This is a genomic window from Alishewanella sp. d11 (assembly GCF_049390205.1).
Lineage (GTDB): Bacteria > Pseudomonadota > Gammaproteobacteria > Enterobacterales > Alteromonadaceae > Alishewanella.
The window spans coordinates 388,811-414,520 of record NZ_CP186547.1 but is presented as its reverse complement, the minus strand read 5'-3'; the positions used below and the strand labels follow the sequence as shown (position 1 = coordinate 414,520).

Annotated in this window: 24 protein-coding genes; 16 read left to right on the top strand and 8 right to left on the bottom strand. The window is 46.2% G+C overall.

Annotated elements, in window-relative coordinates:
• Positions 1 to 105: 105 nt before the first annotated feature.
• Positions 106 to 981, top strand: coding sequence for a tRNA/rRNA methyltransferase (locus tag ACO1PK_RS02015; RefSeq protein WP_423187014.1), 876 nt, complete (start codon positions 106 to 108; stop codon positions 979 to 981).
• 129 nt (positions 982 to 1,110) lie between these two features.
• Here the strand turns inward: ACO1PK_RS02015 and ACO1PK_RS02010 are convergent, their stop codons facing one another.
• The 7 genes from ACO1PK_RS02010 to metK form a co-directional block, all read right to left on the bottom strand.
• Complete coding sequence (locus tag ACO1PK_RS02010; protein ID WP_423187013.1) at positions 1,111 to 1,389, bottom strand: DUF1653 domain-containing protein; 279 nt, start codon at positions 1,387 to 1,389, stop codon at positions 1,111 to 1,113.
• Positions 1,373 to 1,792, bottom strand: a complete 420-nt coding sequence (ruvX, locus tag ACO1PK_RS02005) for a Holliday junction resolvase RuvX (protein WP_423187012.1) — start codon at positions 1,790 to 1,792, stop codon at positions 1,373 to 1,375. The genes ACO1PK_RS02010 and ruvX overlap by 17 nt, the downstream gene beginning before the upstream one ends.
• A complete protein-coding gene (locus ACO1PK_RS02000) occupies positions 1,792 to 2,349 on the bottom strand; it encodes a YqgE/AlgH family protein (protein WP_423187011.1) in 558 nt (185 codons plus the stop codon). The genes ruvX and ACO1PK_RS02000 overlap by 1 nt, the downstream gene beginning before the upstream one ends.
• Positions 2,350 to 2,389: 40 nt before the next feature.
• On the bottom strand, positions 2,390 to 3,346 hold the full coding sequence (gene gshB, locus ACO1PK_RS01995; RefSeq protein ID WP_423187010.1) for a glutathione synthase: 957 nt from the start codon (positions 3,344 to 3,346) through the stop codon (positions 2,390 to 2,392).
• Positions 3,347 to 3,354: 8 nt separating this feature from the next.
• Positions 3,355 to 4,083, bottom strand: a complete 729-nt coding sequence (gene rsmE, locus ACO1PK_RS01990; RefSeq protein WP_423188258.1) for a 16S rRNA (uracil(1498)-N(3))-methyltransferase — start codon at positions 4,081 to 4,083, stop codon at positions 3,355 to 3,357.
• Between the two features lie 124 nt (positions 4,084 to 4,207).
• Positions 4,208 to 5,788 carry an AbgT family transporter gene (locus ACO1PK_RS01985; protein WP_423187009.1) on the bottom strand — a complete coding sequence of 527 codons (1,581 nt, stop codon included), beginning with the start codon at positions 5,786 to 5,788 and terminating at the stop codon, positions 4,208 to 4,210.
• A 183-nt stretch (positions 5,789 to 5,971) separates the two neighbouring features.
• The gene (gene metK / locus ACO1PK_RS01980) at positions 5,972 to 7,120 is read right to left on the bottom strand and encodes a methionine adenosyltransferase (protein WP_423187008.1); all 1,149 of its coding nucleotides are present in this window, start codon (positions 7,118 to 7,120) and stop codon (positions 5,972 to 5,974) included.
• 373 nt (positions 7,121 to 7,493) lie between these two features.
• Here metK and tkt point away from each other — a divergent pair, with 373 nt between their 5' ends.
• The 10 genes from tkt (at position 7,494) to ACO1PK_RS01930 (ending at position 18,150) form a co-directional block, all read left to right on the top strand.
• The gene (gene tkt, locus ACO1PK_RS01975) at positions 7,494 to 9,491 is read left to right on the top strand and encodes a transketolase (RefSeq protein ID WP_423187007.1); all 1,998 of its coding nucleotides are present in this window, start codon (positions 7,494 to 7,496) and stop codon (positions 9,489 to 9,491) included.
• A gap of 47 nt (positions 9,492 to 9,538) precedes the next feature.
• A complete protein-coding gene (gene epd, locus ACO1PK_RS01970) occupies positions 9,539 to 10,546 on the top strand; it encodes an erythrose-4-phosphate dehydrogenase (protein WP_423187006.1) in 1,008 nt (335 codons plus the stop codon).
• Positions 10,547 to 10,569: 23 nt separating this feature from the next.
• Positions 10,570 to 11,757, top strand: a complete 1,188-nt coding sequence (locus tag ACO1PK_RS01965) for a phosphoglycerate kinase (protein WP_423187005.1) — start codon at positions 10,570 to 10,572, stop codon at positions 11,755 to 11,757.
• A gap of 102 nt (positions 11,758 to 11,859) precedes the next feature.
• Complete coding sequence (gene fba / locus ACO1PK_RS01960) at positions 11,860 to 12,924, top strand: class II fructose-bisphosphate aldolase (protein ID WP_423187004.1); 1,065 nt, start codon at positions 11,860 to 11,862, stop codon at positions 12,922 to 12,924.
• A gap of 247 nt (positions 12,925 to 13,171) precedes the next feature.
• The gene (locus tag ACO1PK_RS01955) at positions 13,172 to 13,942 is read left to right on the top strand and encodes a DUF3450 domain-containing protein (RefSeq protein WP_423187003.1); all 771 of its coding nucleotides are present in this window, start codon (positions 13,172 to 13,174) and stop codon (positions 13,940 to 13,942) included.
• A 7-nt stretch (positions 13,943 to 13,949) separates the two neighbouring features.
• Positions 13,950 to 15,317: a MotA/TolQ/ExbB proton channel family protein gene (locus tag ACO1PK_RS01950; protein ID WP_423187002.1), complete on the top strand. Its 1,368-nt coding sequence runs from the start codon at positions 13,950 to 13,952 to the stop codon at positions 15,315 to 15,317.
• A 2-nt stretch (positions 15,318 to 15,319) separates the two neighbouring features.
• On the top strand, positions 15,320 to 15,844 hold the full coding sequence (locus ACO1PK_RS01945; protein ID WP_423188257.1) for a MotA/TolQ/ExbB proton channel family protein: 525 nt from the start codon (positions 15,320 to 15,322) through the stop codon (positions 15,842 to 15,844).
• Between the two features lie 11 nt (positions 15,845 to 15,855).
• Positions 15,856 to 16,260, top strand: a complete 405-nt coding sequence (locus tag ACO1PK_RS01940) for an ExbD/TolR family protein (RefSeq protein WP_423187001.1) — start codon at positions 15,856 to 15,858, stop codon at positions 16,258 to 16,260.
• Between the two features lie 2 nt (positions 16,261 to 16,262).
• Positions 16,263 to 16,874, top strand: coding sequence for an energy transducer TonB (locus ACO1PK_RS01935; protein WP_423187000.1), 612 nt, complete (start codon positions 16,263 to 16,265; stop codon positions 16,872 to 16,874).
• 10 nt (positions 16,875 to 16,884) lie between these two features.
• Positions 16,885 to 18,150, top strand: a complete 1,266-nt coding sequence (locus ACO1PK_RS01930) for a tetratricopeptide repeat protein (RefSeq protein ID WP_423186999.1) — start codon at positions 16,885 to 16,887, stop codon at positions 18,148 to 18,150.
• Positions 18,151 to 18,343: 193 nt separating this feature from the next.
• Here the strand turns inward: ACO1PK_RS01930 and ACO1PK_RS01925 are convergent, their stop codons facing one another.
• Complete coding sequence (locus ACO1PK_RS01925; protein ID WP_423186998.1) at positions 18,344 to 19,108, bottom strand: ion transporter; 765 nt, start codon at positions 19,106 to 19,108, stop codon at positions 18,344 to 18,346.
• A gap of 158 nt (positions 19,109 to 19,266) precedes the next feature.
• On the opposite strand from ACO1PK_RS01925, the gene ACO1PK_RS01920 reads away from it, so the two are divergent.
• From ACO1PK_RS01920 to ACO1PK_RS01900, 5 genes are all read left to right on the top strand, one after another.
• Positions 19,267 to 20,205: a peptidase gene (locus ACO1PK_RS01920; protein WP_423186997.1), complete on the top strand. Its 939-nt coding sequence runs from the start codon at positions 19,267 to 19,269 to the stop codon at positions 20,203 to 20,205.
• Positions 20,195 to 20,704, top strand: a complete 510-nt coding sequence (locus tag ACO1PK_RS01915) for a GNAT family N-acetyltransferase (protein WP_423186996.1) — start codon at positions 20,195 to 20,197, stop codon at positions 20,702 to 20,704. Before ACO1PK_RS01920 ends, ACO1PK_RS01915 begins: the two co-directional genes overlap by 11 nt.
• Before the next feature lie 89 nt (positions 20,705 to 20,793).
• Positions 20,794 to 22,134 carry an esterase/lipase family protein gene (locus ACO1PK_RS01910; RefSeq protein ID WP_423186995.1) on the top strand — a complete coding sequence of 447 codons (1,341 nt, stop codon included), beginning with the start codon at positions 20,794 to 20,796 and terminating at the stop codon, positions 22,132 to 22,134.
• Positions 22,135 to 22,384: 250 nt separating this feature from the next.
• Entirely contained in the window at positions 22,385 to 23,455 is a 1,071-nt protein-coding gene (locus ACO1PK_RS01905) for a dienelactone hydrolase family protein (protein WP_423186994.1), read from the top strand.
• A gap of 1,116 nt (positions 23,456 to 24,571) precedes the next feature.
• A complete protein-coding gene (locus tag ACO1PK_RS01900) occupies positions 24,572 to 25,624 on the top strand; it encodes an aldo/keto reductase (protein ID WP_423186993.1) in 1,053 nt (350 codons plus the stop codon).
• The last annotated feature ends 86 nt before the right edge of the window (positions 25,625 to 25,710 follow it).

The following is a 25,710-nucleotide window of genomic DNA, read 5'->3' as shown; positions in this document are numbered from 1 at the left end:
CCAAGGATACTGGCTTAGCTGAAAAACACAAGTATTGTTGGCCTGTAGCTGGTAAAATCCGCCACATTTAAAAGTGATCGCCTCAGGGCAATTTTAGGAAAGCGTATGTCTCAACACCGGCCAAAAGGCGCTAAAGCTGCCAACCCTTTACAAAAGCCTTGGGCTAAAACCGCAAAAACCGCCGCTAACACTATGCAGCGCAGTAATGCGAGTGCAAAACCGCAGCCAGCGAAACCAATGAAAGCGGTGTTAGAGGATGAAAGTAAAGTGTATGGCGAAAATGCCTGCCGAGTGCTTTTTACGCAAAGACCCGAAGCGATAGTGCGGCTTTATATTGCAGATAAGCTTGCGCCTAAGTTTGCTGATGTTATGAAGTATTTAGCTGCGGCTAAAAAAGCCTATCATGTGGTGGATGAAGCAGAGCTTGAGAAAGTGGCCGCCAGTCAACATCATGGTGGCATCGTGTTGCTGGTTAAGCGTAAGCCGATACCAAGTTTAGCTAACTATTTAAACCAAAAGGGCAATAAACGCGATTGCTTACTGGCTTTAGATGGCGTGGGTAACCCGCACAATTTAGGTGCAATCACTCGTACCTGTGCGCATTTCGGTATTACTGGCGTAATTATGCGTGAGCCACAATTGCTGCACTCCGGTGCTGCGCTGCGCACGGCAGAAGGCGGTGGTGAATTTGTTGAAGCCCTTAAATGTGATGATATGCCACTGGCCCTGCGGTTATGTAAAGAAGCAGGCTATACGCTGGTCACCACCTCCAGCCATGGCGGCCAATCGCTTTATCAAACGGCGTTGCCAGAGAAAGTGGTGATTGTATTTGGTGAAGAGATGTTTGGCGTGTCGAAGAACGTGGCTAAGGCAGCCGATATTGCGCTACAAATTCCCGGTACGGGCAAGGTAGAGTCGTTAAATGTCAGCGTCGCAGCCAGTTTGATTTTAGGTGAATGGTACCGCCAGCAACAGCGCTAAGCTACACCGATTAGGTAGGGGCAATAGCTTGCCCCTTTTACCTGCTTTTTGATAAAAACCTTTTCTCTGTCAAGGTACACGGATGTTGGCTTGAGTTTAGGCTATGGCTGAATAGCGCCAGCGCAATCCCTAAGCGGTATCAGCAGTTTTGGGTGCCAGTTCCACGCCTGCAGGTGCTTCGACACTTAAAAACTGAAAACGCGGAATAAGCTCGCCAGCAATCTCGACATTTTCTATAAACATGCTGGCAGGGCGAGCCCACAGGCCGTAATCACCGTAAAGGGCCCGATACAACACCAGCCACTCTAGCGTTTCACTATGCTGCGCCAACGCCTCAACTTGGTAGTAACGGCCTTTATAGTGCTGATAGAACCCCAATATGATATCGGGTTTAATCGCGTTGTTCATACCAGCCCTCAAAAATAATTTGTGCTGATAGGCTGTCGACTTTATCTTTGCTTAAATTTCGATAACCGCCCTCGGCAAATAAACGGCTGCGCGCATCCGCGGTAGAAAGTCGCTCGTCATGCAAGCTCACCGGTAAACCAAAGCGGCCGTGTAAGCGGTTGGCAAATTTACGGGTGCGTACCGTAAACTCCTGTTCACTGCCATCCATATTTAGCGGTAAGCCGACCAGTAACAGCTGTGGTTGCCAGTCTTTTATCAGGCGTTCAATTTGCTCCCATTCCGGAATACCATCACGGGCTTTTAATGCCGGTAACAGGGTAGCGCTGCCGGTGAGTTCCGAACCAACAGCGACTCCGATACTTTTAGTGCCATAATCAAAACATAAAATGGTGCGATATTGCATTAAGCGTGACCCGCCTCACTGGTTAATTGCCAAGGTTTAATGCCCATAGTGGCGGTAGCCGATTGCCATTTTTCGGCATGGGTTAGGTCAAAGAGAATATGGTTATCCGCAGGGATCACCAGCCAGCTATTATCAATAATCTCTTGCTCTAATTGTCCAGCCGTCCAGCCGGCATAGCCCAGTGCCAGAATAAATTTTTCTGGAGCGCGCTCGGTGGTCAGATCAATTAAAATATCTTTTGAAGTGGTGACCATTAAATCATTTTCCAGCAACATACTGCTATGATAACCGGATTTTGCCGTATGCAGCACAAAGCCGCGATCGCTTTGCACTGGGCCACCGGCACACACATTAATCGCTGCCGCTGGGCTTTTCGCATCATAGGCGATTTCCAGTTGTTCCAGTAGCTCGGCTATTTTTACATTCAGTGGATGATTAATAACAATCCCCATAGCGCCTTCTTCGTTGTGTTCACAAATATAGGTCACGCTACGTTTAAACATGGGATCGTCTAATGCTGGCATCGCAATTAAAAAATGGTTCTGAAATCCTTGCATACAACCTCCGCTAGAAACTATTACGATAAGCTTACTGCGTTTAGCGTGCTGCCAGGCGCTGTTCAATGGCGTCAAACAACATGCCGGTAATACTGACTGGGAAAGCCGCTTCAATTTCCCGAATACAGGTTGGACTAGTCACATTGATTTCAGTTAATTTATCGCCGATCACATCAAGACCCACGAAGATTAACCCTTTTGCTTTTAAAGTAGGCCCTATCGCCCGGGCTATTGCCCAGTCAGAATCAGACAAAGGCCGCGCTTCACCACGACCACCTGCTGCCAGGTTGCCACGGGTTTCACCGGATGCGGGGATCCGAGCTAAACAGTATGGCACAGGTTCACCGTCGACCACCAAAATACGCTTATCACCGTCTTTAATTTCCGGAATAAAACGCTGCGCCATGGCATAGCGCTGACCATGTGCGGTCAGGGTTTCAATAATGACACTAACATTGGCATCATCCGGTTTTAAGCGGAAAATAGAAGCTCCACCCATGCCATCCAGCGGTTTTAAAATAACATCTTGTTCCTGCTGGTAAAAGGCTTTTAAACGGCTTGCATCACGGCTAACCAAGGTTTTTGGTGTGAATTGGCTAAACCAACTGGTATACAGCTTTTCATTGGCATCGCGTAGACTTTGCGGTTTATTTACAATTAAGGTGCCAGCATCTTCAGCGCGCTCTAATATGTAGGTAGCGTAGATATATTCGGTATCAAAGGGCGGATCTTTACGCATCAAAATGACCTGCAAGTCACTTAATGCGATATCTTGCTCGCCGTTAAATTGATACCAGTTGCTTTGATCTTGCTGCACCTGAAGCATTTTGGTGCGGGCACGCGCTTGGCCCTCTAACAAATACAAATCGGCCATTTCCATATAATGGATTTCGTAGCCGCGCGCTTGTGCCTGTAACAGCATGGCAAAACTGGAATCTTTTTTAATGTTTATCTGGCTGATGGGATCCATCACAATCCCAAGTTTAATGTTGCTCATTGTTATCCTTAGGCAAGATCGCCAAATTGCAATTGCAGGGCACTGATTGCGGTTAATGCTGCCGTTTCGGTGCGTAAAATACGTGGCCCTAGCTGAATACCATTAAAACCCGCACTGGCAGTAATGGCTACCTCATGCTCGGTAAAGCCGCCTTCTGGGCCAATAACTAAACGAATCGCCAACGCGGGCGCTAAAGTCTTAATGGTGGCGCTAGCCCGCGGATCCAAGGTAAGGGCTAATTCTTTTGTCGGTTGCGCCAACCATGCTGCCAAGCTTATCGCTGGATGAACGGTAGGCACCACGCTGCGGCCACTTTGCTCGCAGGCGCTAATAGCAATTTTTTGCCATTGTTCGTTACGTTTTGCTAGGCGCTCGCCGTCTAGTTTAACGCCACAGCGTTCAGTAAACAGGGGGGTGATTTCGGTTACACCCAGCTCAACGGCTTTTTGAATGGCAAAGTCCATCCGATCGCCACGCGAGATCCCTTGGCCTAGATGAATACGCAGCGGCGACTCCACTGGATTCGCCGCAAGCGTTTCTACCTGCACCAGTACTTGTTTTTTACTTACCTCAGTAATAGTGACGGCATAGTTATTACCATCGCCATTAAACAGTTGCAGTATTTGCCCCGTTTGCATTCGCAATACTCTACCGACATGATTGGCGGCATCCTCATCTAGCATTAACGTAGAGCCTAATTGAATTGGCCCTGAGTGATAAATTCGAACAGTTCGCATGGCGTTTTCAGTAAGAGTTAAAAAGTGGATAGTAGCAGCTTTTTGCCGCTGATGAAAAAGGGCCACTCGGGCCCTTGGTAATTTTTTGCCTACTTGTAACGGGCTATGTTTTTAACTCACTCGCTTAGCGAGCGGGGACATAGTCGTAAGTGGCACCTAAGCCCAGCGGGATATCTAAGGCCCAGAAACCCAGCAAAAAGGCCGTCCACAGCACTAACATGGCAATAGAATAGGGCAGCATTAATGCGACCAATGTGCCGATACCGCTATTTTTAACATATTTTTGGCAGAATACGACAATCAGCGGGAAGTAAGGCAGCAGAGGCGTAATAATATTGGTAGAGGAATCCCCAACGCGGTAGGCAGCTTGGGTTAGATCAGGAGAAATCCCTAGTTCCATTAACATTGGCACCATAATAGCACCAATTAGCGCCCATTTGGCTGAAGCAGAGCCGACCACTAAATTAACCAGACCGGATAAAAACACGATACCCACCAAAGTCATGGCCAGTGGTAATCCCATGGCTTTTAACGCATTAGCGCCTTTTACTGCCAGTAAGACGCCCAAGTTAGATTGTGCAAAAGCGTATAAAAATAAGGCACAGAAAAATGCCATAACAATATAGTAACCCATACCACTCATGGCGTGGCTCATACCTTTAATCACGTCGCGGTGGGTTTTTACAGAACCTGAAACGTAGCCGTAAACAATGCCTGGTACTAGAAAGAAAACAAAAATAATCGTAACAATCGACTTCATTAACGGCGCTGCAGCCGTGAGTAAGGGGCTGACGCCAGGTAAAACATCGTCTGGTTTTGCTGCCCAAGGCGTGGTTTCAGGCACAACAATACTTAATACTAACAAAGCAACTACCGCAAACATCGATAGCCCAGCTGCTCTTAAACCGCGAATTTCGTTAGGTTTTAAAGCATCCATACTGACCATTTGTGAAGTATCACCGTCAACCTTGGTCGATTTTAAACGTGGCTCTATTACTTTATCCGTCAAAAACCAACCAATTAATATAATTAAAAACGTAGAAGCAGTAGTGAAAAAGTAGTTATTTAATGGATTAACTGTCACTGTTGGGTCTAGGATTTGCGCAGAGGTTTGTGTTAATCCTGCGAGTAAAGGATCCAAGCTTGAGGGTAAAAAGAAAGTTGCAGAGAAACCCCCAGAGACACCAGCAAAAGCTGCGGCAATACCTGCTAAAGGATGGCGTCCTGCTGCATAGAAAATAACGGCGCCAAGTGGCACAACTAAAACGTAGCCGGCATCAACAGCCACATGGCTTAATACGCCTACGGCAATGAGTACCGGAGTGAGTAACATCCTAGGCGTTACGTTTAAAATTGAGCGTAAACCGGCATTAATAAAACCGGTGTATTCAGCCACACCTAAACCTAACATTGCCACCAGAACTACACCCAAAGGCGGGAAAGTAACAAAAGTATTGACGATATTAGAGGTAAAGTTGGTTAAAGCATCGCCAGATAACAAGTTGATAATTTGAATGGTTTCGCCGGTTCTAGGATTTATTTCAGAAAAGCTAACTCCAGAAAACAACCATGACAATAACCAGACTATCCCCATTAACAGCGCAAATAATACCGCCGGATCGGGTAATTTATTACCCACCACCTCAATGGTATTGAGCGCACGATTCATCCAGCCAGTTTCTTTGGCTGCAATTTGTTCAGACATAACAGATCCTTTTTCTTTTTTATTGTGTTCTCGCATTTAGCATGAGAGACCCTGGATGGTACAGCTTAAAAATAATCATACACAAAACTGTGCTGCAGTTAAGCGACAATTTTGCTCATTGACAAATTAACCTAATAAAAAGGAGAGCTAGGCTCTCCTTTGATGGCTATTTAAACAAGCCGTTTATTTTGCATACTGACGCAGCAGCTCAGCTTTGTCGGTTTGCTCCCACGGGAACTCATCACGACCAAAGTGACCATAGGCTGCTGTAGGTAAGTAAATTGGGCGCTCTAATTTTAACATTTCGATTAAGCCATAAGGGCGTAAATCGAAGTGCTCACGCACTAATTTAATTAACTCATCTTCAGACAGTTTGCTGGTTCCGAAGGTTTCTAGGCTAATTGAGGTAGGCTCAGCTACACCGATAGCATAGGAAACTTGCAGTTCACAACGCTCAGCTAAGCCAGCAGCGACGATGTTTTTCGCTACATAACGGGCTGCATAAGCAGCTGAACGGTCAACTTTTGAGGGATCTTTTCCAGAAAAAGCACCGCCACCATGCCGCGCCATACCACCGTATGAATCGACAATAATTTTGCGGCCTGTTAAGCCACAGTCACCCATAGGACCACCGATTACAAAGCGGCCTGTTGGGTTGATAAAGTATTTGGTGTTGCTGGTTAACCATTCTGCCGGTAATACAGGCTTGATAATGGTTTCCATTACCGCTTCACGTAAATCAGCGGTGCTGATGGTGTCACAGTGCTGGGTAGACAGTACCACCGCATCGATACCAACCGGCTTGCCATCTTCGTAGATAAAGCTTAACTGAGATTTTGCATCTGGACGTAACCAAGGCAAGGTACCGTCTTTACGGACCTGAGCTTGGCGCTGCACTAAACGGTGCGAATAGGTTATCGGCGCTGGCATTAACACATCTGTTTCGTTACTGGCGTAACCGAACATTAAGCCTTGGTCACCGGCACCTTGCTCACGCGGATCAGCTTTATCAACACCTTGATTAATATCAGGAGACTGTTTACCAATCGCATTTAATACTGCACATGAATCGGCATCAAAGCCCATATCAGAGTGGGTATAGCCAATTTCACGTACGGTTTTCCGTACCAGTTCTTCAATATCAACCCAGGCTGAGGTAGTGACTTCACCACCTACTAACACCATACCGGTTTTGACAAAAGTTTCGCACGCAACTCGCGCCTTGCTATCTTGCGCTAAAATTGCATCCAATACGGCATCAGAAATCTGATCGGCAATTTTATCCGGATGTCCTTCAGATACAGACTCAGATGTAAAAATATGTTGTGCCATTTGTTGTTTTCCACCACGTTAGTTAAAGCGGAGTACGCCAATATAAAAATACAAAAGGCGCCTTATGCGTTGCAATTAAGCCAAGGTGTTTATCACAGGTTGGTCTTAACAACTGCCTTCGCAAAGTACCAGTCGCCAAAATAGCCGTTAATTTTAGAGAAATTCGTGGGCGAATACCAGAAAAATTTGACGCCCAGACGTCTTTCTTTCCGCTTTTACGCACAGAGCTAGCTTCAGATCAATACCTTAGTAAAATAAAGCTCTTGCTTGATATTAACATTTGCCATCTTTGGACGAGTGGGCGAAAATAGCCCGAAAAGAGCCGAAACTAAGCCAATCTGAATACGTTCAGTTAAGACCTTCAGGAGTAATGATGCCATCTCGTAAACAACTCGCTAATGCTATTCGTGCCTTAAGTATGGATGCAGTGCAACAAGCTAAATCTGGTCATCCTGGTGCCCCCATGGGCATGGCAGATATTGCAGAGGTGCTGTGGCGTGATTTTCTAAAGCATAATCCGCAAAACCCGAATTGGGCGGATCGCGATCGCTTTGTATTATCGAACGGTCACGGCTCTATGTTGATTTACTCTTTATTGCACCTTAGCGGCTATGAATTGAGTATTGACGATTTAAAACAGTTTCGGCAGTTACACTCTAAAACGCCGGGCCATCCAGAATATGGCTATGCACCTGGTGTTGAAACCACTACAGGCCCATTAGGGCAGGGCATTACCAATGCTGTGGGTATGGCCTTGGCAGAAAAAGCTTTAGCGGCACAATTTAACCAACCTGGTTTTGATATTGTTGATCATTACACCTATGTATTTTTAGGCGATGGTTGTTTGATGGAAGGTATTTCGCATGAGGCTTGCTCATTAGCCGGCACCTTGGGCTTAGGCAAGCTGATTGCTTTTTGGGATGATAACGGCATTTCTATTGATGGTCATGTTGAAGGCTGGTTCACGGATAATACCCCAGCGCGCTTCGAAGCTTACGGCTGGCATGTGGTGGCTAATGTTGATGGTCATGATGCCGACGCAGTTAAAGCCGCTATCGAACAGGCGCGTGCTGTAACTGACAAGCCGACTTTAATTTGCTGTAAAACCGTTATTGGTTATGGTGCACCGAACAAGGGCGGCAGTCATGATTGCCACGGCGCACCTCTGGGTGATGCTGAAATTGCTGCGGCGCGTGAGTTTTTACAATGGCCACATGCACCTTTTGATATTCCTGCGGATATTTATGCAGATTGGGATGCCAAAGCGGCAGGTGCAGCACGCGAGAGCAGCTGGCAGAGCGTGTTTAATGATTATGCTAAAGCGCACCCTGAATTAGCGGCTGAATTTAGCCGTCGCAGCAGCGGTACTTTACCCGCCAATTGGGCAGAGCAAAGTCAGGCCTATATTGAAAAGCTGCAAGCCAATCCAGCCACTATTGCTACGCGTAAAGCCTCACAAAATGCTTTGAATGCTTTTGGCCCCTTATTACCAGAATTTATGGGTGGCTCGGCCGATTTAGCCGGTTCAAACCTCACCATTTGGGCTGGTTCAAAACCACTTACTGCCGAAGATGCGTCTGGTAATTATGTGTACTATGGCGTACGCGAGTTTGGTATGTCGGCCATAATGAATGGTATTGCTTTGCATGGTGGCTTTGTGCCTTATGGTGCAACCTTCTTAATGTTTATGGAATATGCACGTAATGCAGTACGTATGGCTGCCTTGATGAAGCAACGGGTGATCTTTGTGTATACCCACGATTCAATTGGTTTGGGTGAAGATGGTCCCACCCACCAGCCGGTAGAACAATTAGCCAGCTTGCGTGTAACGCCTAATTTAATGAATTGGCGCCCTTGTGATCAGGTTGAATCTGCTGTGGCTTGGCAGCAAGCTATTGAGCGTGCAGATGGCCCGAGCAGTCTGATTTTCACTCGACAAAACTTAGTTCAACAAAGCCGCACAGCCCAACAGCTAGCTGATATTAAACGTGGCGGTTATGTGCTGTTAGACAGCGATACCACACCCGAGCTGATCATTATTGCTACCGGCTCTGAAGTTGAGCTGGCAATGCAAGCGGCTAAAACGTTGCACTCCACAGGTAAAGCGGTTCGTGTTGTCTCAATGCCATCAACCGATGTGTTTGAGCAGCAAGATGCAGCTTACCGAGCTGCGATATTGCCAGCGACTGTGACTAAGCGTATTGCGGTAGAAGCCGGCATTATGGACACTTGGTATAAATATGTTGGCTTAGAAGGCAAAGTTATCGGTATGAGTACTTTTGGTGAATCAGCCCCTGCCGAGCAATTATTTGCTTACTTTGGTATTACTACCGAAAACGTGCTGGCCGCCGCGCACGAGCTGCTGGCTTAAATTAATCCCAATGGGCTCAGTCTGAGCCCATTTTTTTATTGAAGTCTATGACAATAAAACTGGCAATAAACGGCTTTGGCCGTATTGGCCGTAACATTTTACGCGCTATTTACGAAAATGGATGGCAACAGCGCTTTCAAGTGGTGGCTATTAATGAACTGGCTGACGCAGATGGGGTTGCCCATTTACTGCGTTACGACAGTACCCATGGCCGTTTTGCAGAGAAAGTCGAGTCTTATTCTGGCGGTATTCGGGTTGCAGGCGATGCCATAGCCTTGTTTGCCGAAGCGGATCCGCTGGAACTGCCTTGGCAAGAGCTCGGGGTGGATATTGTATTGGAGTGTACCGGGGTTTTTTACAGCCGCGAACATGCACAATGGCATTTGGACGCTGGCGCAAAAAAAGTCTTGTTTTCGCACCCTGCGGCAGCCGATATTGATGCCACTATTATCTATGGTATCAATCAACATCTATTAAGCCCTGACATGCAGGTCCTTTCTGCAGGCTCCTGTACCACTAACTGTATTGTGCCGGTGATACAAGTGTTGGATCAACATTTTGGTGTGGAAAGTGGCACCATTACCACTATCCATGCCTCGATGAATGATCAACAAGTAATTGATGCTTATCATCCAGATTTACGCCGTACCCGTGCTGCCAGCCATTCTATTATCCCGGTCGATACCAAACTAGCATTGGGAATTGAGCGGATTATGCCGCATTTAGCTGGCCGCTTTGAGGCAATTGCGGTGCGTGTGCCGACGTTAAATGTTACGGCGATGGATTTAAGTGTTACGCTGCATCAGGATGTTAGTATTCATGAGATCAACCATGTTTTGCGTGATGCTAGTCAAGGTGCTTTGCTAGGGATCCTTGATTACACCGAAGAACCTCTGGTGTCTGTCGATTTTAATCATGATCCGCATTCTTGCATTGTGGATGGTTCGCAAACACGTGTTAGTCACAAAAGGTTGGTAAAGTGTTTAGTCTGGTGTGATAACGAGTGGGGTTTTGCTAATCGGATGCTCGATACCGCTTTTGTGATGGGGCAATAAATTTTTTGAAAGGGAGATAGCTAATGTCGGTAATTCGTATGGCTGAGCTTGAGCTCAGCGGTAAAAGAGTATTAATCCGTGAAGATCTGAATGTGCCAATTAAAAACGGCGTAGTGACATCAGATGCCCGTTTAAAAGCAGCGCTGCCAACGATTGCATTGGCACTGAGTAAAGGCGCTAAAGTGATGGTGATGTCGCACCTGGGACGGCCAGAAGAGGGCGTATTTGATGCGGAGTCCTCCATGCAGCCAGTAGCAGATTATTTAGCGAAAGCCTTAACTGCACCGGTGCGCTTAGTGGCTGATTATCTTGATGGCGTTGAGGTTGCAGCGGGCGAAGTGGTCGTTTTTGAAAACGTGCGTTTTAACCAAGGCGAAGGCAAAAATAACGATGAGCTAGCAAAAAAACTCGCCGCCTTGTGCGATGTGTTTGTGATGGATGCCTTTGGTACAGCGCATAGAGCGCAAGCTTCAACCCATGGTGTAGCAAAATATGCACCTATCGCTTGTGCTGGCCCATTGTTAACTGCGGAGTTAGATGCGTTAGCTGCAGCGCTGAAGAATCCAAAACGCCCCTTAGTGGCTATTGTTGGTGGTTCAAAAGTCTCCACTAAACTAACGGTGTTAGAATCTTTGTCTGGCATTGTCGATCAGTTAATCGTCGGTGGTGGTATTGCCAATACCTTTATTGCCGCTAATGGTCATAATGTTGGTAAATCTCTTTGTGAAAATGATTTAATTCCAGAAGCGCAGCGCTTGATGGCGCAAGCCAAAGCTCGCGGTGGCAACATCCCGGTGCCAACCGATGTGGTAACGGGCACGGCCTTTAGTGCAGATACGGTGGCCAGTTTAAAAGCGGTAGCTGCGATCAGCAATGACGATATGGTGTTTGATATTGGTCCAGACAGTATTGCTGAATTAAAAACTATTTTAAAACAAGCCGGTACCATTGTGTGGAACGGTCCTGTTGGCGTGTTTGAGTTTGATCAATTTGCCGCGGGCACTAAAGCTATCGCAGAAGCGATTGCTGAGAGTGATGCCTTTTCTATTGCCGGTGGCGGTGACACCTTAGCAGCCATTGATAAATATGGCGTGGCAGAGCAAATTTCCTATATTTCTACTGGTGGTGGTGCATTTCTGGAATTTTTGGAAGGAAAAACCTTACCAGCAGTGGCAATTTTAGAAGAACGCGCGCAAAATTCAGCTAATTAAGCGACACCATAAACATAAAATAAAAATGACATACCTGAATTAATAAAAATGTCATAAAAGAATAATCAGAAAACTGTAACCTACACAAATAGAGAGGATCTCATGGCACTAATATCATTACGGCAAATGCTCGACCACGCCGCCGAATTTGGTTATGGCGTACCGGCATTTAACGTGAATAATTTGGAGCAAATGCGCGCCATCATGCAAGCTGCAGATAAAACCGATAGTCCGGTTATTGTGCAAGCTTCAGCAGGGGCAAGAAAATATGCCGGAGCACCTTTTTTGCGTCACTTAATTTTGGCTGCTGTTGAGGAGTTTCCGCATATTCCGGTGGTGATGCATCAAGACCATGGTACCTCTTTGGCGGTATGTCAGCGTGCCATTCAAATGGGTTTTTCCTCAGTGATGATGGATGGTTCTTTGGGTGAAGATGGTAAAACGCCTAAAGACTATGCTTATAATGCGGATATAACGCGAAGAGTTGTTGAAATAGCGCATGCTTGTGGTGTTTCGGTTGAAGGTGAACTAGGTTGTTTAGGCTCACTGGAAACAGGTGAGGCAGGCGAAGAGGATGGCATTGGTGCTGATTGTAAGCTAACCCATGATCAAATGTTGACCGACCCGGAAGAAGCCGCCCAGTTTGTGCGCGAAACGCAAGTTGACGCCTTAGCCATCGCTTGTGGCACTTCGCATGGTGCTTATAAGTTTAGCCGACCGCCAACAGATGATATTCTTGCCATTGATCGCATCAAAGCGATTCATGAGCGGATCCCTGATACGCACCTAGTGATGCACGGTTCTTCTTCTGTACCACAAGATTGGCTGGAAATTATCAACGAATATGGTGGCGCCATTCCGGAAACCTATGGCGTACCGGTTGAACAAATTCAGCAAGGTATCAAATACGGTGTCCGTAAAATTAATATTGATACCGATTTACGTTTGGCTTCAACGGGCGCGATTCGTCGATACATGGCGCAACACCCGGCGGAATTTGATCCACGTAAATATTTACAAGAATCTATAAAAGCAATGTCTGATATCTGTGTGGCTCGGTACCAAGCGTTTGGTTGTGCCGGTCAAGCCAGTAAAATTAAGGCGTTGTCGTTAGATAAAATGGTTGATTTATATGTAGCGGGTAAATTAACACCGAACATAAAATAACCAAAGTATGACAACTCGGTTAAATAAAAAGCGTTTGCACTATTTAACCGAGTTTGAAATTGGTGTAAAACCTTGTATTAAGCCGCATCATTACAGGTGTTCACGGCCTTTCTGTCTGTTGACAATAGCCATTTTACCTGTAATGATGCGGACGGTTTACCCTCTAAATCGAGGGTTCGCTGTCGTTGTTAAACGGCGACCCTTACAACATCAGGTTACGTTAATCAGCAATTATTGGTTGGGAACTATGTTTAATAAAAAAATTCATATGAGTCTTGTTGCCTCTGCACTGGCGGGCAGTTTTGCTCTAGCTGGCTCAGCTGCAGCAACAGACCTAAAAGATCTGCATCAAGCAAATAGTCAAATTCAGCGCGCTGCAGTACAGTCTCAAGAAAAAATCAATACCATCTACGAACAGACACAAGAGCTGTTAGGTGAATATCGTGGTGTGGTTGATCAAACCGAAAACCTCAAGGTTTATAACGATTTCTTAGCTACTTTAGTTGCTGACCAACAACGTCAAATTGATCGTATCCAGCGTCAAATCGATGGCCTGGAAAAGACCAACCAAGGCACAGTGCCACTGATGTTCCGCATGATTGACTCTTTAGAGCAATTTGTAAAAGCAGACATCCCATTACGTACTGATCGTCGTTTAGAGCGTGTTGAGCGCTTACGCGAATTAATGGGCCGTTCAGATGTACAACGTTCAGAGCAGTTCCGTCAAATTTTAGAAGCCTATGAAATTGAAATGGGCTACGGTACTGAATTAGCGGCTTTCCAAGGCACTTTATCGCTGAACGGTACTGAAATCACGGTTGATTTCGTGCATTTAGGTCGCTTAGCGCTAATGGCTGTTGCTCTAGATAACAGCGCTGGTTGGGTATACAACAAAGCTACTGGTAACTGGGAAAGTGTAGACGCTTCATTCATTCCTTCAATCGGTAACTTTATCAAGATGGCACGTCGTGAAGCCACGCTTGAGATGGACCGTGTACCACTTTTCGCAGCGGAGTAATATTTAGATGAAATTGGCAATTAAAAATTTAATCGTCGCTGCGGCAGTTACACTTTCTGCATCTGTAGCCTTTAACGCGACAGCAAACACCCAAGAGTTAGATAAACTTTTACAACAAATTCAACAACAGCGTACTATTGAAGGCCGTGTTAACCAAGAGCGTGAGCGCGCTTTCTTAGCTGATCGTGCTGACAAACAGGCCCTATTAAACACCGCTAAACGTCAACTTGCAGACGAAGAAGCGCGTGGTAAGCGTTTACAGCAGCAATATGCCCAGAACGATATTGCGATTGCGCAAAAGCAACAAGAATTGCAAAGCGCTTTAGGTACTATGGGTGAAGTGTTTGGTGTAGTTCGTCAAACCGCTAACAAAACCGTTGGTACCATCTCTAGCTCAATTATTAGTGCGCAGTACCCTGGCCGTGACGTCGTATTACGTGAAATCGCAGCAGCAACCGAGTTACCTACTATCGAGCAGATGGAAGAGTTATGGGTTGCTATGCTAACTGAAATGACAGAGTCAGGTAAAATCGCTAAGTTTGATGCTGAAGTAGTTGAACTTGCTGGTGGTACTTCAACACAGCGCGTTACACGTTTTGGTGCTTTCCACTTAACTACCGCAACTGACTATTTAATCCGTAACGTTGATACGGATCAAATTCAGCCGTTGGGCCGTGCACCACAGTCTAAAATTCAAAGCTCAGTTGCTGCATTTAACAATGCTCGTCCGGGTGAATTAACAGGCTTATATGTTGACCCAACTAAAGGTAACTCGCTGTTACGCTTAAACCAACAGCGCGCCACTTTAATGGAATATTATCACCAAGGTGGTACTGTAGGTTACTTAATTACTGTATTACTGGCTATTGGTTTACTGATTGCGTTAGAGCGTATCTTAGTATTGTCAGCGATTGGCGCGAAAATGCGTTCACAGTTGAAAAACTTAAGCAATCCTTCTACTAGCAACCCACTGGGTCGTATCTTAAAAGTTTACCATGACAACAAAAATGCTGATGTGGAAAACTTAGAGCTTAAGTTAGACGAAGCGATTTTACGTGAGACACCAAAAGTAGATCGCGGTATTGGTTTAATCAAGCTGTTCGCTGCAGTAGCGCCATTAATGGGTCTATTAGGTACTGTTATCGGTATGATCCTGACATTCCAGCAAATCACACTGTACGGTACTGGTGATCCGAAGTTAATGGCAGGTTCAATTTCATTAGCTCTTGTAACAACTGCATTGGGTCTGATCTGTGCCTTACCATTGTTGTTTGTACACAGCGTAGTTCAATCACGTGCCAAATCTATTCTACAAGTTCTGGATGAGCAGGCTGCCGGTATTGTAGCTGCTCACGCGGAGAAGGAGAAAGCCTAATGATGCTCCAGCTAATAGGGCTGTGGGAATCGGTTCAGGATTTTATCCATACGGGAGGCAACGTCCTGTACGTTGTCGCCGCAGTGCTCTTCTTCATGTGGGTAATGATGATTGAGCGCTACTGGTATGTCACTGCAGTATTTCCTAAAACCAAAAGGGATATTATTGCTAAGTGGGATGCTCGGGAAGATACCACTTCCTGGTATGCGCATAAGATCCGTGATTGCTGGATTTCTGAAGCGACGGACAAACTCGATCAAAGAATGTTACTGATTAAAACATTAGTTGCAATGTGTCCCTTAGTGGGCTTACTTGGAACAGTAACGGGTATGATTGCGGTGTTTGATATTATGGCCACCCAAGGTACCGGTAACCCACGCACTATGGCGGCGGGTATTTCCATGGCAACGATTCCAACAATGGCCGGTATGGTTGCCGCCTTGTCGGGTGTATTTTTCAGTTCGCGGCTGGAAGTTAAGGTTAAACGAGAGAAAGCAGATCTCGTTGACAGCTTACCGCATCATTAAGAGAGAATTTTATGGCACGTAAACGTATACGCGAAGACGAAGAAGCCGCAATCGACATCACGCCGATGATGGATATCGTTTTCATTATGTTGATCTTCTTTATCGTTACGACTTCTTTCGTGAAAGAGGCCGGTATTGATGTCAACAAACCTGAAGCCACGCAAGCAACCAAAAAGCCAAGTGCAACCATCTTTATTGCAATTCGTGCGAACGGTGAAGTGTGGATGGATAAACGTCCGGTAGATGTTGAGCGGGTAGCAGCAAACATCGAACGTTTAAGAGCGGAGTCGCCAACCGATACTATTATCGTGCAGGCTGACAAAGAAGCGAAACACGGTATAGTAATGGAAGTTATGGACCAGATTAAAGTAGCTGATCCATCACTGGTAATTACTATCGCTGGGGAGAATAACTAATTATGGTACGTTTCCTAACATCGTTAATTATCGGTGCTGTGGTAACGTTCCTGTTGTTTCTGATTATGGCGCTGCTCATTCAGGGCAGCGGCGAGCGCCGGCCTCCTGAGCAGGAGCGTATTATCATTGAGATCAATACGACGCCGCCAGATTCAGATACACAGACGCGGAATCCGCCACCGCCACCGCCACCACCGCCACCGGCGCAGCCGCCACAGCAGCCGCAGCCTGAGCCAGAAATGAGCAATACTGCGGGTGGGGTTTCGTTTAACTTACCTGGTCTTGATCTGGGTGTTAATACTGGTCTAGGTAACCCTGGTTCATTGTTACGCGATGGTGATGCAACGCCTATCGTTAGGATAGAGCCGCGTTATCCGGTGCAAGCTGCTCGTGATGGTTTACAGGGTTGGGTAAAACTGCGTTTTACTATTATGGAAGACGGCAGTGTTGACGAGGTTGAAGTGATTGACGCTGAACCACGTCGCGTGTTTGATCGCGAAGCAATTCGTGCCTTACGCCGTTGGAAATACAGCCCCAAAGTTGTTGACGGTCAACCACAGCGTCAGCCAGGCCAACAGGTTCAGCTTGACTTTACCTTAGATATGGCACAGTGAGGCTAAAGAAATGAAAAAATTATCTTTATTAACCTCAGCGTTGTTTGCCGCCGCCAGTTTTACACTGACTGTACCTGCTATGGCTCAAGTAACTTTGACTGATGCTGACCGGGCAAAAATTGAGGAGCGTAAAGCGCGTAAAACTCAGTTGCCTGGTGAGCGAGTTGGTCGAGGTGTTACCAGAGCTTTTGAGCTTTACAGTGAAGAAAAAATTGACGAAGCGCTCAAAGTATTAACTGAAATTCGTGGTGGTAATGAGTTTGATAATGCGTTTTTAGCACGTTTTATCGGCAATATTTATGCAACGAAAGACGTTAAGCAAGCAATTAAGTACTTAGAGCAAGCAACTAAACCTGATGTCTTAAGCTTCGGCGATCAATCAGCAGCGTTAAAATTACTTGCTGATTTGCAGTCGATGGAAAGCATGCATCGAGAAGCCATTAAAAACTACGAAGCTTGGTTACGTTATACTGGCGAAAATGATGCTGATGTCTATCTGCGTATTGCTAATGCTTACTATCAATTGCAGGATTATGCAAAAGTAATCACGCCTATTGATAACGCTATTCGCTTTGCTAAAGAGCCCAGCAAACAGCATTATTTGCTGAAAATGGGTGCTTACTTCGAAGCGAAAAACCATCCGAAAACCATTGAAACTGTTGAAACTATGGTGCAATTGTTTCCGGAGGAGCGTCAGTATTGGGTGTACTTAGGTAATTTTTATACGCTAGTTGAAGATTATCAAAAGTCGCTTAGTGCTTTCCAGATTGCTTATGCGAATGGTTATTTACAATCTGAGTCTGAGTTAAAAATGCTTGGTCAAATGTATGCGAATAATAATATTCCTTACAAAGCGGCCACGATTTACGAGAAATATCTGAAAAGCGGTGTCATTAAAAAAGACCGTACTATGTTAAATGCCATAGCATCTAACTTTCAGTCAGCTCGTGAATTTGCAAAAGCGGCAGAGTACTACGGCGAGTTAGCAAAGTTAACTAACGAAGCTGAACCATTCCGTCGTCAAGGCTATGCATTGTTAAATATTCAGAAGTATAACGATGCTTTGAAAGCATTTAATGCTGCTCTTGCGCTTGATTCTAGCAATTCAGGAAGAGTTTATATGAGTATGGTTGATGCGCATCTTTCGCTCGGCCAAATTCGTGAAGCTTTCCGTGCTTTGCAACAAGCCAAAAATGATCCTACTGTAGTCCGTCAAACACGTGCTATGGAAGGTTACATTAGAGAGAAGGCTCGTATTAAAAACGTCAGCTTATAAGAACGCTGTTCCGGCAAAAAACCCGCTATTAGCGGGTTTTTTTATAGGCGAATTATGAAAAAGCGGTTTTGTTATAAAATGCTTAATGTCAATTAACAATAAAGCGTTTAACAGTATTTTGCCGTTGCTCTGAATCATATTAGCTGCAATTTCAATTTGTCTTTATCTTTAAGTTCGTTTAAGTCCGTTTAGGTTACTTTGAGCTTTCCTTATCGTTTTTTGCTCGCTGGTAAGCCTCACTAAAAGCTGCTGCTAGAATCCCTGTTGGCATAGCGACTATGCCTATACCTATTAAGGCCGTTAACCCTGCGCAAAACTTACCCAATGGCGAAAGTGGTGTGACATCGCCATAGCCTACCGTGGTGAGTGTGGCAATTGACCACCACATAGCCCGTGGAATACTGCCAAAATCATCTGGGTTGCTGCTACCCTCTACTAGATATAGCAAGATCGAAGTAAGTAACAATAAACCCATGGCAATTAAAAAGCTGATGCCTAATTCAGTTTTTCTATTCGAAATAGAGTTAAGTAATAAAGTCAAAGAATAGTTAAAGCGGGTGAGGCGTGACACTCGAATGATTCGAAATACCCGAATCAATCTAATCACGAGTAATGGCAATTCTTCAGAAACCGGAATAAACGTGAGTAGCACAAAGATATCTAACAGTGTCCAGCCTGAAAAAATAAAGCGAATTCGAGAGATACCGGCATGTGCTGTGGAGTAGGGGGCAATATAAATTCTTAACAGTAACTCCACACTAAATAAGGCAAAAAACACGAGGTTTAGACCGAAAAATAGGCTCTGGTAATTTTCAGTTAAAACCGGTTCGGTTTCTAAAATGGCTAGTAACGTTGATAAAAGAATCGCAGTACAAATTAATTTATTAAATGGCGATAATCCCTCTTGCGGCCAAGCATGCGGATCGATATGTGTGGTGAGTGAGCTAGCCAATGGCATTAGCAGTCCTTTTGAAATTTGTATTAATGAAAAATACCATTAGCTTAACAGTGGCTAAGTATCGGCTCAAGTTGCAAATAGGCTCACTCGCTAGCAGAGCATAAACGCTTCCACTTGGTGTATAGTTAGCTTTTTTAATTTTGTAGCAGGTCAAGTTTATGGAACCTTTTATTTATCATATTGGTACACCGGGTCAGGCGTGGACTGATACCGAAAAAAAACAATGGCTGCAGGAGCAACACCACAAAAGAAGTTATCAGTCCGAGGTTTTAGACCAGTTACCGGCCCTCGCTAAAACTTTTGAGTTGGTGCAGTACGGTTTGGTAGATTATCGACCTGTTGGCTTTACGCAATATCCGCTATTTTTACTAAAAAGCCTTAATTGGCAAGCAGATAAGCCTTTAGCCTTGATTACTGGTGGCGTGCATGGCTATGAAACTAGTGGTGTGCAGGGGGCGTTGCGCTTTGCCGCGACCGCAGCAACCGCATTTTTAAATGATTTTAATCTGTTAATTGCACCTTGTATCAGCCCTTGGGCTTATGAAACGATTAATCGCTGGAATCCACTTGCTGTTGATCCCAATCGTTCCTTTGTACCAGATAGCCCGGCTATCGAAGCCGCTTTGTTTCGCGATTACCTGTTAGCACTTGGCGTTACACCGCTGTTACATATTGATTTGCACGAAACCACGGATAGCGATAACAGTGAGTTTCGCCCCGCTAAAGCGGCTCGTGATGGTTCAGTCAACACCAATTGGAATATTCCTGATGGTTTTTATCTGGTCGGTGATACAGCTAAACCAGAAGCGGCTTTTCAACACGCTATTATTCAAGCGGTGGCTAAGGTCACTCATATTGCCCCGGCTGACGAGCAAGGTTGCTTAATCGGCGAGCCTTTAGCACAGTTTGGCGTGGTAAATTATCCAAAAGCGGCGTTAGGCTTATGTGGTGGTATGACTGCCGCGCCCTATGTCACGACCACGGAAGTGTATCCAGATAGTCCAAACAGCACGCCTGAGCAATGTATTTTGGCGCAAGTCGCTGCCATTGTGGCTGCGTTAACCTATGTTAAAGATCAGGTTGAACATGTCAGTTAAGATCCGCTTGATTCAGCATGCCGATCTGCCCGCTGTGATTGCTTTACAAGACCGTTGCTATTCGGATGCGTTATATGAACCTCCCGCGCTGCTTAGTCAACGTTTAGCCAGCGCTCCACAAAGCTGCTGGTTAGTTGAAGCAGCTGACGGAGAGCTATTAGCCTATTTATTTAGTTATCCTGCGTTACTCGGTAAAGTAACGGTTTTAGCTTCACCCTTTGCCGTTGCGCAGAAACCTGAGCTACTCTATTTACATGATATGGCAGTGAGCGACCAAGCTCGGGGCCAAGGTGTTGCTAGGGCGTTACTGATGCAGGCTAAGCAATATGCTGCCGAGCTGGGGTTGAGTACTTTAGCTTTGGTTGCGGTGCAAGGATCCGTGCCGTATTGGCAAAAGCAGGGCTTTGTTATACAGCCGCCGTTAAATGCTGCGGCAGAGGCCGCGCTTAAAAGCTATACTGGTGAACGGGCACAGTATATGCTTTGGTGTGTTCAGTGACCTCGTTCTGACTGGATCGCTTTTCAGCTCAGCACCGGTTGTACTTTACGCCAATAATGGCATTTTCGGCATTTAAACAGGAGGTTTTGATGCGTAACCCTATTGTCATTTTACATGGCTGGAGTGATAACAGCAGTTCCTTCAAAGCCCTTGCACACTTTCTTAAAACGCGTTTTGGTGAAGCAGTGCAACCCTTATATTTGGCTGATTGGTTATCTATGCATGATGAGGTCAATTATGCCGATTTAGCCCAAGCGATGCAGAAAGCCTGGTTAGCGTTAGGACTCCCTACGGCACCGCAAAGTGTCGATATCGTGGTACATAGCACCGGTGCTTTAGTGGCTCGTCATTGGTTTACCCAGTATTACAGTGCGAGCAGTAATCCGATAAAGCGCTTTGTGCAATTAGCGCCCGCCAATTTTGGATCGCATCTCGCTCATAAGGGGCGTAGCTTTTATGGCCGCGCCGTAAAAGGTTGGAATCAACCCGGCTTTCAAACAGGCGCGGCGGTTTTAACCGGCTTGGAGTTAGCCTCTGACTACACGCGTCAGTTAGCACAGCGCGATTTATTTGCTGCAGATACGTGGTATGGCGCAGGCAAAATGCTCAGTACGATTTTTATTGGCGACACAGGCTACAGCGGTATTAGTGCCATTGCCAATGAAACTGGCTCCGATGGTACGGTGCGAATTTGTGGCGCTAATCTTAATTGCCGTTGCCTAAGCTTAGCCTTGGATGAGCAACAGCAACTGATCCCAGGCAGTTTAAGCTGGCGGAATAGTCAGGGCGCCATTGCGTTTTCAGTGTTACCCACAGAAAACCATAGCACTATTACTTTTAAAGGCCGACATGCGCCAGCAAATAAGCTTACTGCGTCACTCTTGTTTAGCGCGTTAACGGTGACGGATGAGGATTATCAAACCGATCCGCAGCACGTTTTTGCCTGGCAGCAACAGTTAGATAGCTTAAATCCACCGGCTAATTCGTATCAAAATAAACGTAGTCAGATCCTTTGTCGTTTAACTGATCAGCACGGGCTAGGTGTTTCGGATTATTTTCTGGAAATGTATCGCACCGCAGCCAGTGACAATCAATTTGAAGAAAATCTGTACCGAGGCTTTTTGCGTCATGTGCATGCTTTTAGCCAAGATCCAGCCAATCGCGCCTTTTATTTTGATCTTGAGGTGTTGGATAGGCTGCGACAAGACCACAAATTTCAGCAGCTGTACCTGAGTTTTAGTGCCCAGCCGCACTTTAAACCGCCAAGACAACCTGTTGGTTTTAATACCATTGCAGCCAATGCCGCTGCAGGGCTTAGGATTCCTATTACTGAACTCGAGCGACTATTTGCACCACACCAAACTTTGTTGTTGGAGGTACAGTTGCAACGTGTGGTTGCGGATAGTGTGTTTAAAATACAACGCGGCTGAGTGGCTGCGCAGCTCTGATCATGGCGCTATTTTACTTATCGTTCAGATATGGCATTTCGCTTTTTGGCAAACTGGCTTAGGGTATAGCTAACTCAATAGCGTTTATTTAAGCCCTATGCCAACCAGATTAAAATGTCACCGACCTCATGTTAAAAGGCTCGCTCGGGCTTTTAACCCAAGCTATATAAAAAGCGTGCTGCTGGGTTTTGTTGCTCTGCTTACTTTTCACGCTGCCGCCACCGGTTCTGGCGTGCTAGCAGAAGCTGCCTTACCGACTTTTTATCAACAATTAAAAGACGAAGTACGCTTTACGGCTGCTTGGCAAGCAGACCCAAGTCTAGCCATCTTGTCGTGGCGACAGCATGCTCGGGAGCGACTACGCCTAGCATTGCTCTGGCCAGAGCAAGCCGTGCCATTTTCACCTGTGCTATTGGCGCAAGAGTCACGTAATGGTTATCAGGCGGAGCGCTGGTTAATTAGCTTAACGGCGGGAAATCCTGTACCTGTACTATTGCTCCGCCCCCATGGCACGGGCCCGTTTCCCGCGGTGTTACTGCTGCATGATCATGGCGCGCATTTCAGTATCGGTAAAGAGAAGCTGGTGCAACCTTTTGCTAGCGACAGCAAGTTAGCGGATGCGCTGGCTTGGGTTAAACGTCATTATGGCGGCAAGTTTATTGGCGATGAGCTGGCACAACAAGGCTATCTAGTGTTAGCGGCTGATACCTTGGGCTGGGGCGAGCGTGGCAGTTTAACTTACGACACTCAGCAAGCTTTAGCCGCTAATTTTTTGCAATTAGGCCGTTCTTTGGCAGGTTTTGCTGCCTATGAAGATCTGCGTTTAGCCGCCTTTTTAAAACAACTTGCCGCCAGTGATGACAATAGAATTGCTGCTATAGGCTTTTCGATGGGCGCGTTTCGCGCTTGGCAATTGTCGGCGTTAACCGATGATATTCAAGCTGCCGCTGCAATCAGTTGGATGACTACCTTGGATACGACTATGACGCCCGGTAATAACCAGTTACGTGGGCAAAGTGCATTTTGGATGACCCATCCAGGCCTTGCGGCGCAGTTAGATTATCCGCATATCGCCGCCATTGCCGCGCCAAAACCCGCGCTGTTTATTACTGGCGCTAAAGACAAGTTAATGCCAGCAACCGGTACTTTGCAGGCTTATCAGCAGCTGCAGCATGTTTGGCAGGCGCATGGCGCTGCACAGCAATTGGTGACAGAGTTGTGGCCTGAGATGGGGCATGAGTTTACTCAGGCGCAGCAGCAAAGGGTATGGCAGTGGTTAGCTGAAGTGTTTTCGCAGCCTTAAGTTTAAGTTTAGCTGAGTTGCCGAACGCACTATTCCAGAACCTATGTAATATTAAGCAATCGCAGCTTTTAGATTGGCGCAACGCCTTTAGCAGGGGAGTAATTTTTACCACCAGCTTCGATGAGAACACTTGAACCGAAACGCTAGGCTGCTTGCAGCCGATATTGCACACAAAGACGCCGTAAATACATCCTTGTAGGCTCCTGTCCGGCATCCATGCCGTACACGCTTTGTTTAGCAATATCGGCTCGCTGCCTAGCTGTATAAGTGCTATTTACTAGCTCGCAGCAAGCTTAGTACCAGATCATTGTTGCAATCTAGTGGTGCATTTGAAGGTGCGCAAAAATCGAACGAGGTGGTAAACGCACAGTACACTTTGCTCGGGGAGGTGTTTTTCATGGATGAAAAACACAAATTCGTCAGGAACGAATTTGAACAGCGCTTGCGCTGGCCCGCAGGGTAAACTTCAGGATGAAGTTTATAACAGCCTCCAGGGAAGTATCCACAGCGTGCCCCGACAAAGTTGTACGGCGCGTTTAGCCGCCGGATGCACTAATCTAGAATCTGTGTAACGTGAAGAAACCGCAGATTCTAGCTCGGTGCAACGCCCTTAGCAGGGTAGTAATTTTCTCCACCGGCTTCGAGGATCACGTCCCTGTGCCCACTCAGCCTACGCAGCATCCCTGCTGCTGTTACAAAAATTCTACCGCAGCCAAGGGCTTAAATGACGAAAATGAGCCATCAAGTTGAATTGAGGCAACAGCGATATGAAACGAGGTGGCAAGCGCACAGTACACTTTTCTGGGGACGTCTTTGGCATGGATGCCAAAGAGGAGCCTACATGGAAGTATTTACGGCGTGCCCCAGGAAAGTTGTACGGAGTGATTGGCCGCCGGATGCTCCAGACTTGAATTTGCTACACCAAATATAACATCATAATGTAGCTTTGTGCAGCGCGTTTAGCCACCGGATGCTACAACCTCGAATCTACGTCAACTGAAGTAACCGAACACTCAAGCTCAGAGCTACGCCTTAACGCATACTCATCTTCTGCACTGACCAAAACCCGCCTTAATCTGTTATAGTCAGCCTGTTTTAACAAATGCAGAGACCACTATGCAGTATTCTACTCTAGGAAGCAGCGGCTTAACCGTATCCCGCGTTTGCTTAGGCACCATGACCTGGGGCGAGCAAAATACCCAAGCCGACGCCGATGCGCAGCTGGCCATGGCGCTAGATGCCGGTGTGAATTTTATTGATACCGCCGAAATGTACGCCATACCACCCAAGCCAGCAACCTATGGTGCGACAGAGCACATTATTGGCAATTGGCTTAGCCGTAACAAAGAAAAGCGCGATAAGCTGGTGCTCGCCACCAAAATGGCAGGCAATGGCCTTAACCATATTCGTCATGGCAGCGATATCTGTCCCAAAACCCTAGTACAAGCCGTTGAAGGTTCTCTTCAACGCTTAAAAACGGACTATATCGATCTTTATCAACTGCACTGGCCAAACCGGCGCTCACCGCATTTTGGCCGACATGCCGTAAATCACATTCCCTTTTCTGAGGTGGATGCCAAGCAGCAACAAGAAGACATGCTAGCGATCTTGCACACCTTAGCGAAGCTAGTACAACAAGGTAAAATTCGCCATTGTGGCTTATCCAATGAAACGCCTTGGGGGATTAGCCAATATTTGAAACTGAGCGAGCTGCACAACTTACCGCGGATGGTGTCTATACAAAATGAATTTGGCCCGCTGCATACCAAAGACTGGCCCTATCTGATTGAGCAGTGCCAGCATGAAAATGTGGCCTATTTGCCTTGGTCGCCCTTGGCGGGTGGGGCCCTTACCGGCAAATATTTGGATGGCGCTAGGCCAGAGGGCAGTCGTTGGGGTCTAGTGCAGCGCAATGGCTTGTTTCGTGATACGCCTCAGTCTAATACCGCTATCGCCGCTTTTGTTGATCTAGCTGCTCGGGTGCGGCTTAGCCCAGCGCAACTTGCTTTAGCGTGGGTTAATCAAGTAGATGGCGTTACCTCCACCATTATTGGCGCGACCAGTACAGAGCAACTGCGAGAAAACTTAAGTGCTTTTGCTGTTGAGTTAAATGCAGAGGTGAAAGCCGAGGTATCAGCATTTTTACAACAGTACCCACAGCCGTTTTAGCAGGGTCTAGATCCCCATTTTTTATTGCGTTACAGCATGGCTAAAAAGTCTCAATCTCTGCCTGATTGCAAAGGAATTTTGCTGGT

Bases quoted from the DNA above. Each gene is read 5' to 3' on its own strand.
- ACO1PK_RS01930 (WP_423186999.1), top strand. From the start codon at position 16,885: ATGAAAAAATTATCTTTATTAACCTCAGCGTTGTTTGCCGCCGCCAGT.
- ACO1PK_RS01985 (WP_423187009.1), bottom strand. From the start codon at position 5,788: ATGTCTGAACAAATTGCAGCCAAAGAAACTGGCTGGATGAATCGTGCG.
- ruvX (WP_423187012.1), bottom strand. From the start codon at position 1,792: ATGCAATATCGCACCATTTTATGTTTTGATTATGGCACTAAAAGTATC.
- metK (WP_423187008.1), bottom strand. From the start codon at position 7,120: ATGGCACAACATATTTTTACATCTGAGTCTGTATCTGAAGGACATCCG.
- ACO1PK_RS01910 (WP_423186995.1), top strand. From the start codon at position 20,794: ATGCGTAACCCTATTGTCATTTTACATGGCTGGAGTGATAACAGCAGT.
- ACO1PK_RS01920 (WP_423186997.1), top strand. From the start codon at position 19,267: ATGGAACCTTTTATTTATCATATTGGTACACCGGGTCAGGCGTGGACT.
- ACO1PK_RS01900 (WP_423186993.1), top strand. From the start codon at position 24,572: ATGCAGTATTCTACTCTAGGAAGCAGCGGCTTAACCGTATCCCGCGTT.
- rsmE (WP_423188258.1), bottom strand. From the start codon at position 4,083: ATGCGAACTGTTCGAATTTATCACTCAGGGCCAATTCAATTAGGCTCT.
- ACO1PK_RS01945 (WP_423188257.1), top strand. From the start codon at position 15,320: ATGCTCCAGCTAATAGGGCTGTGGGAATCGGTTCAGGATTTTATCCAT.
- ACO1PK_RS01935 (WP_423187000.1), top strand. From the start codon at position 16,263: ATGGTACGTTTCCTAACATCGTTAATTATCGGTGCTGTGGTAACGTTC.
- fba (WP_423187004.1), top strand. From the start codon at position 11,860: ATGGCACTAATATCATTACGGCAAATGCTCGACCACGCCGCCGAATTT.
- ACO1PK_RS01925 (WP_423186998.1), bottom strand. From the start codon at position 19,108: ATGCCATTGGCTAGCTCACTCACCACACATATCGATCCGCATGCTTGG.
- ACO1PK_RS01915 (WP_423186996.1), top strand. From the start codon at position 20,195: ATGTCAGTTAAGATCCGCTTGATTCAGCATGCCGATCTGCCCGCTGTG.
- tkt (WP_423187007.1), top strand. From the start codon at position 7,494: ATGCCATCTCGTAAACAACTCGCTAATGCTATTCGTGCCTTAAGTATG.
- ACO1PK_RS01950 (WP_423187002.1), top strand. From the start codon at position 13,950: ATGAAATTGGCAATTAAAAATTTAATCGTCGCTGCGGCAGTTACACTT.
- epd (WP_423187006.1), top strand. From the start codon at position 9,539: ATGACAATAAAACTGGCAATAAACGGCTTTGGCCGTATTGGCCGTAAC.
- ACO1PK_RS01965 (WP_423187005.1), top strand. From the start codon at position 10,570: ATGTCGGTAATTCGTATGGCTGAGCTTGAGCTCAGCGGTAAAAGAGTA.
- ACO1PK_RS02010 (WP_423187013.1), bottom strand. From the start codon at position 1,389: ATGAACAACGCGATTAAACCCGATATCATATTGGGGTTCTATCAGCAC.
- ACO1PK_RS01955 (WP_423187003.1), top strand. From the start codon at position 13,172: ATGTTTAATAAAAAAATTCATATGAGTCTTGTTGCCTCTGCACTGGCG.
- ACO1PK_RS02000 (WP_423187011.1), bottom strand. From the start codon at position 2,349: ATGCAAGGATTTCAGAACCATTTTTTAATTGCGATGCCAGCATTAGAC.
- ACO1PK_RS02015 (WP_423187014.1), top strand. From the start codon at position 106: ATGTCTCAACACCGGCCAAAAGGCGCTAAAGCTGCCAACCCTTTACAA.
- ACO1PK_RS01940 (WP_423187001.1), top strand. From the start codon at position 15,856: ATGGCACGTAAACGTATACGCGAAGACGAAGAAGCCGCAATCGACATC.
- gshB (WP_423187010.1), bottom strand. From the start codon at position 3,346: ATGAGCAACATTAAACTTGGGATTGTGATGGATCCCATCAGCCAGATA.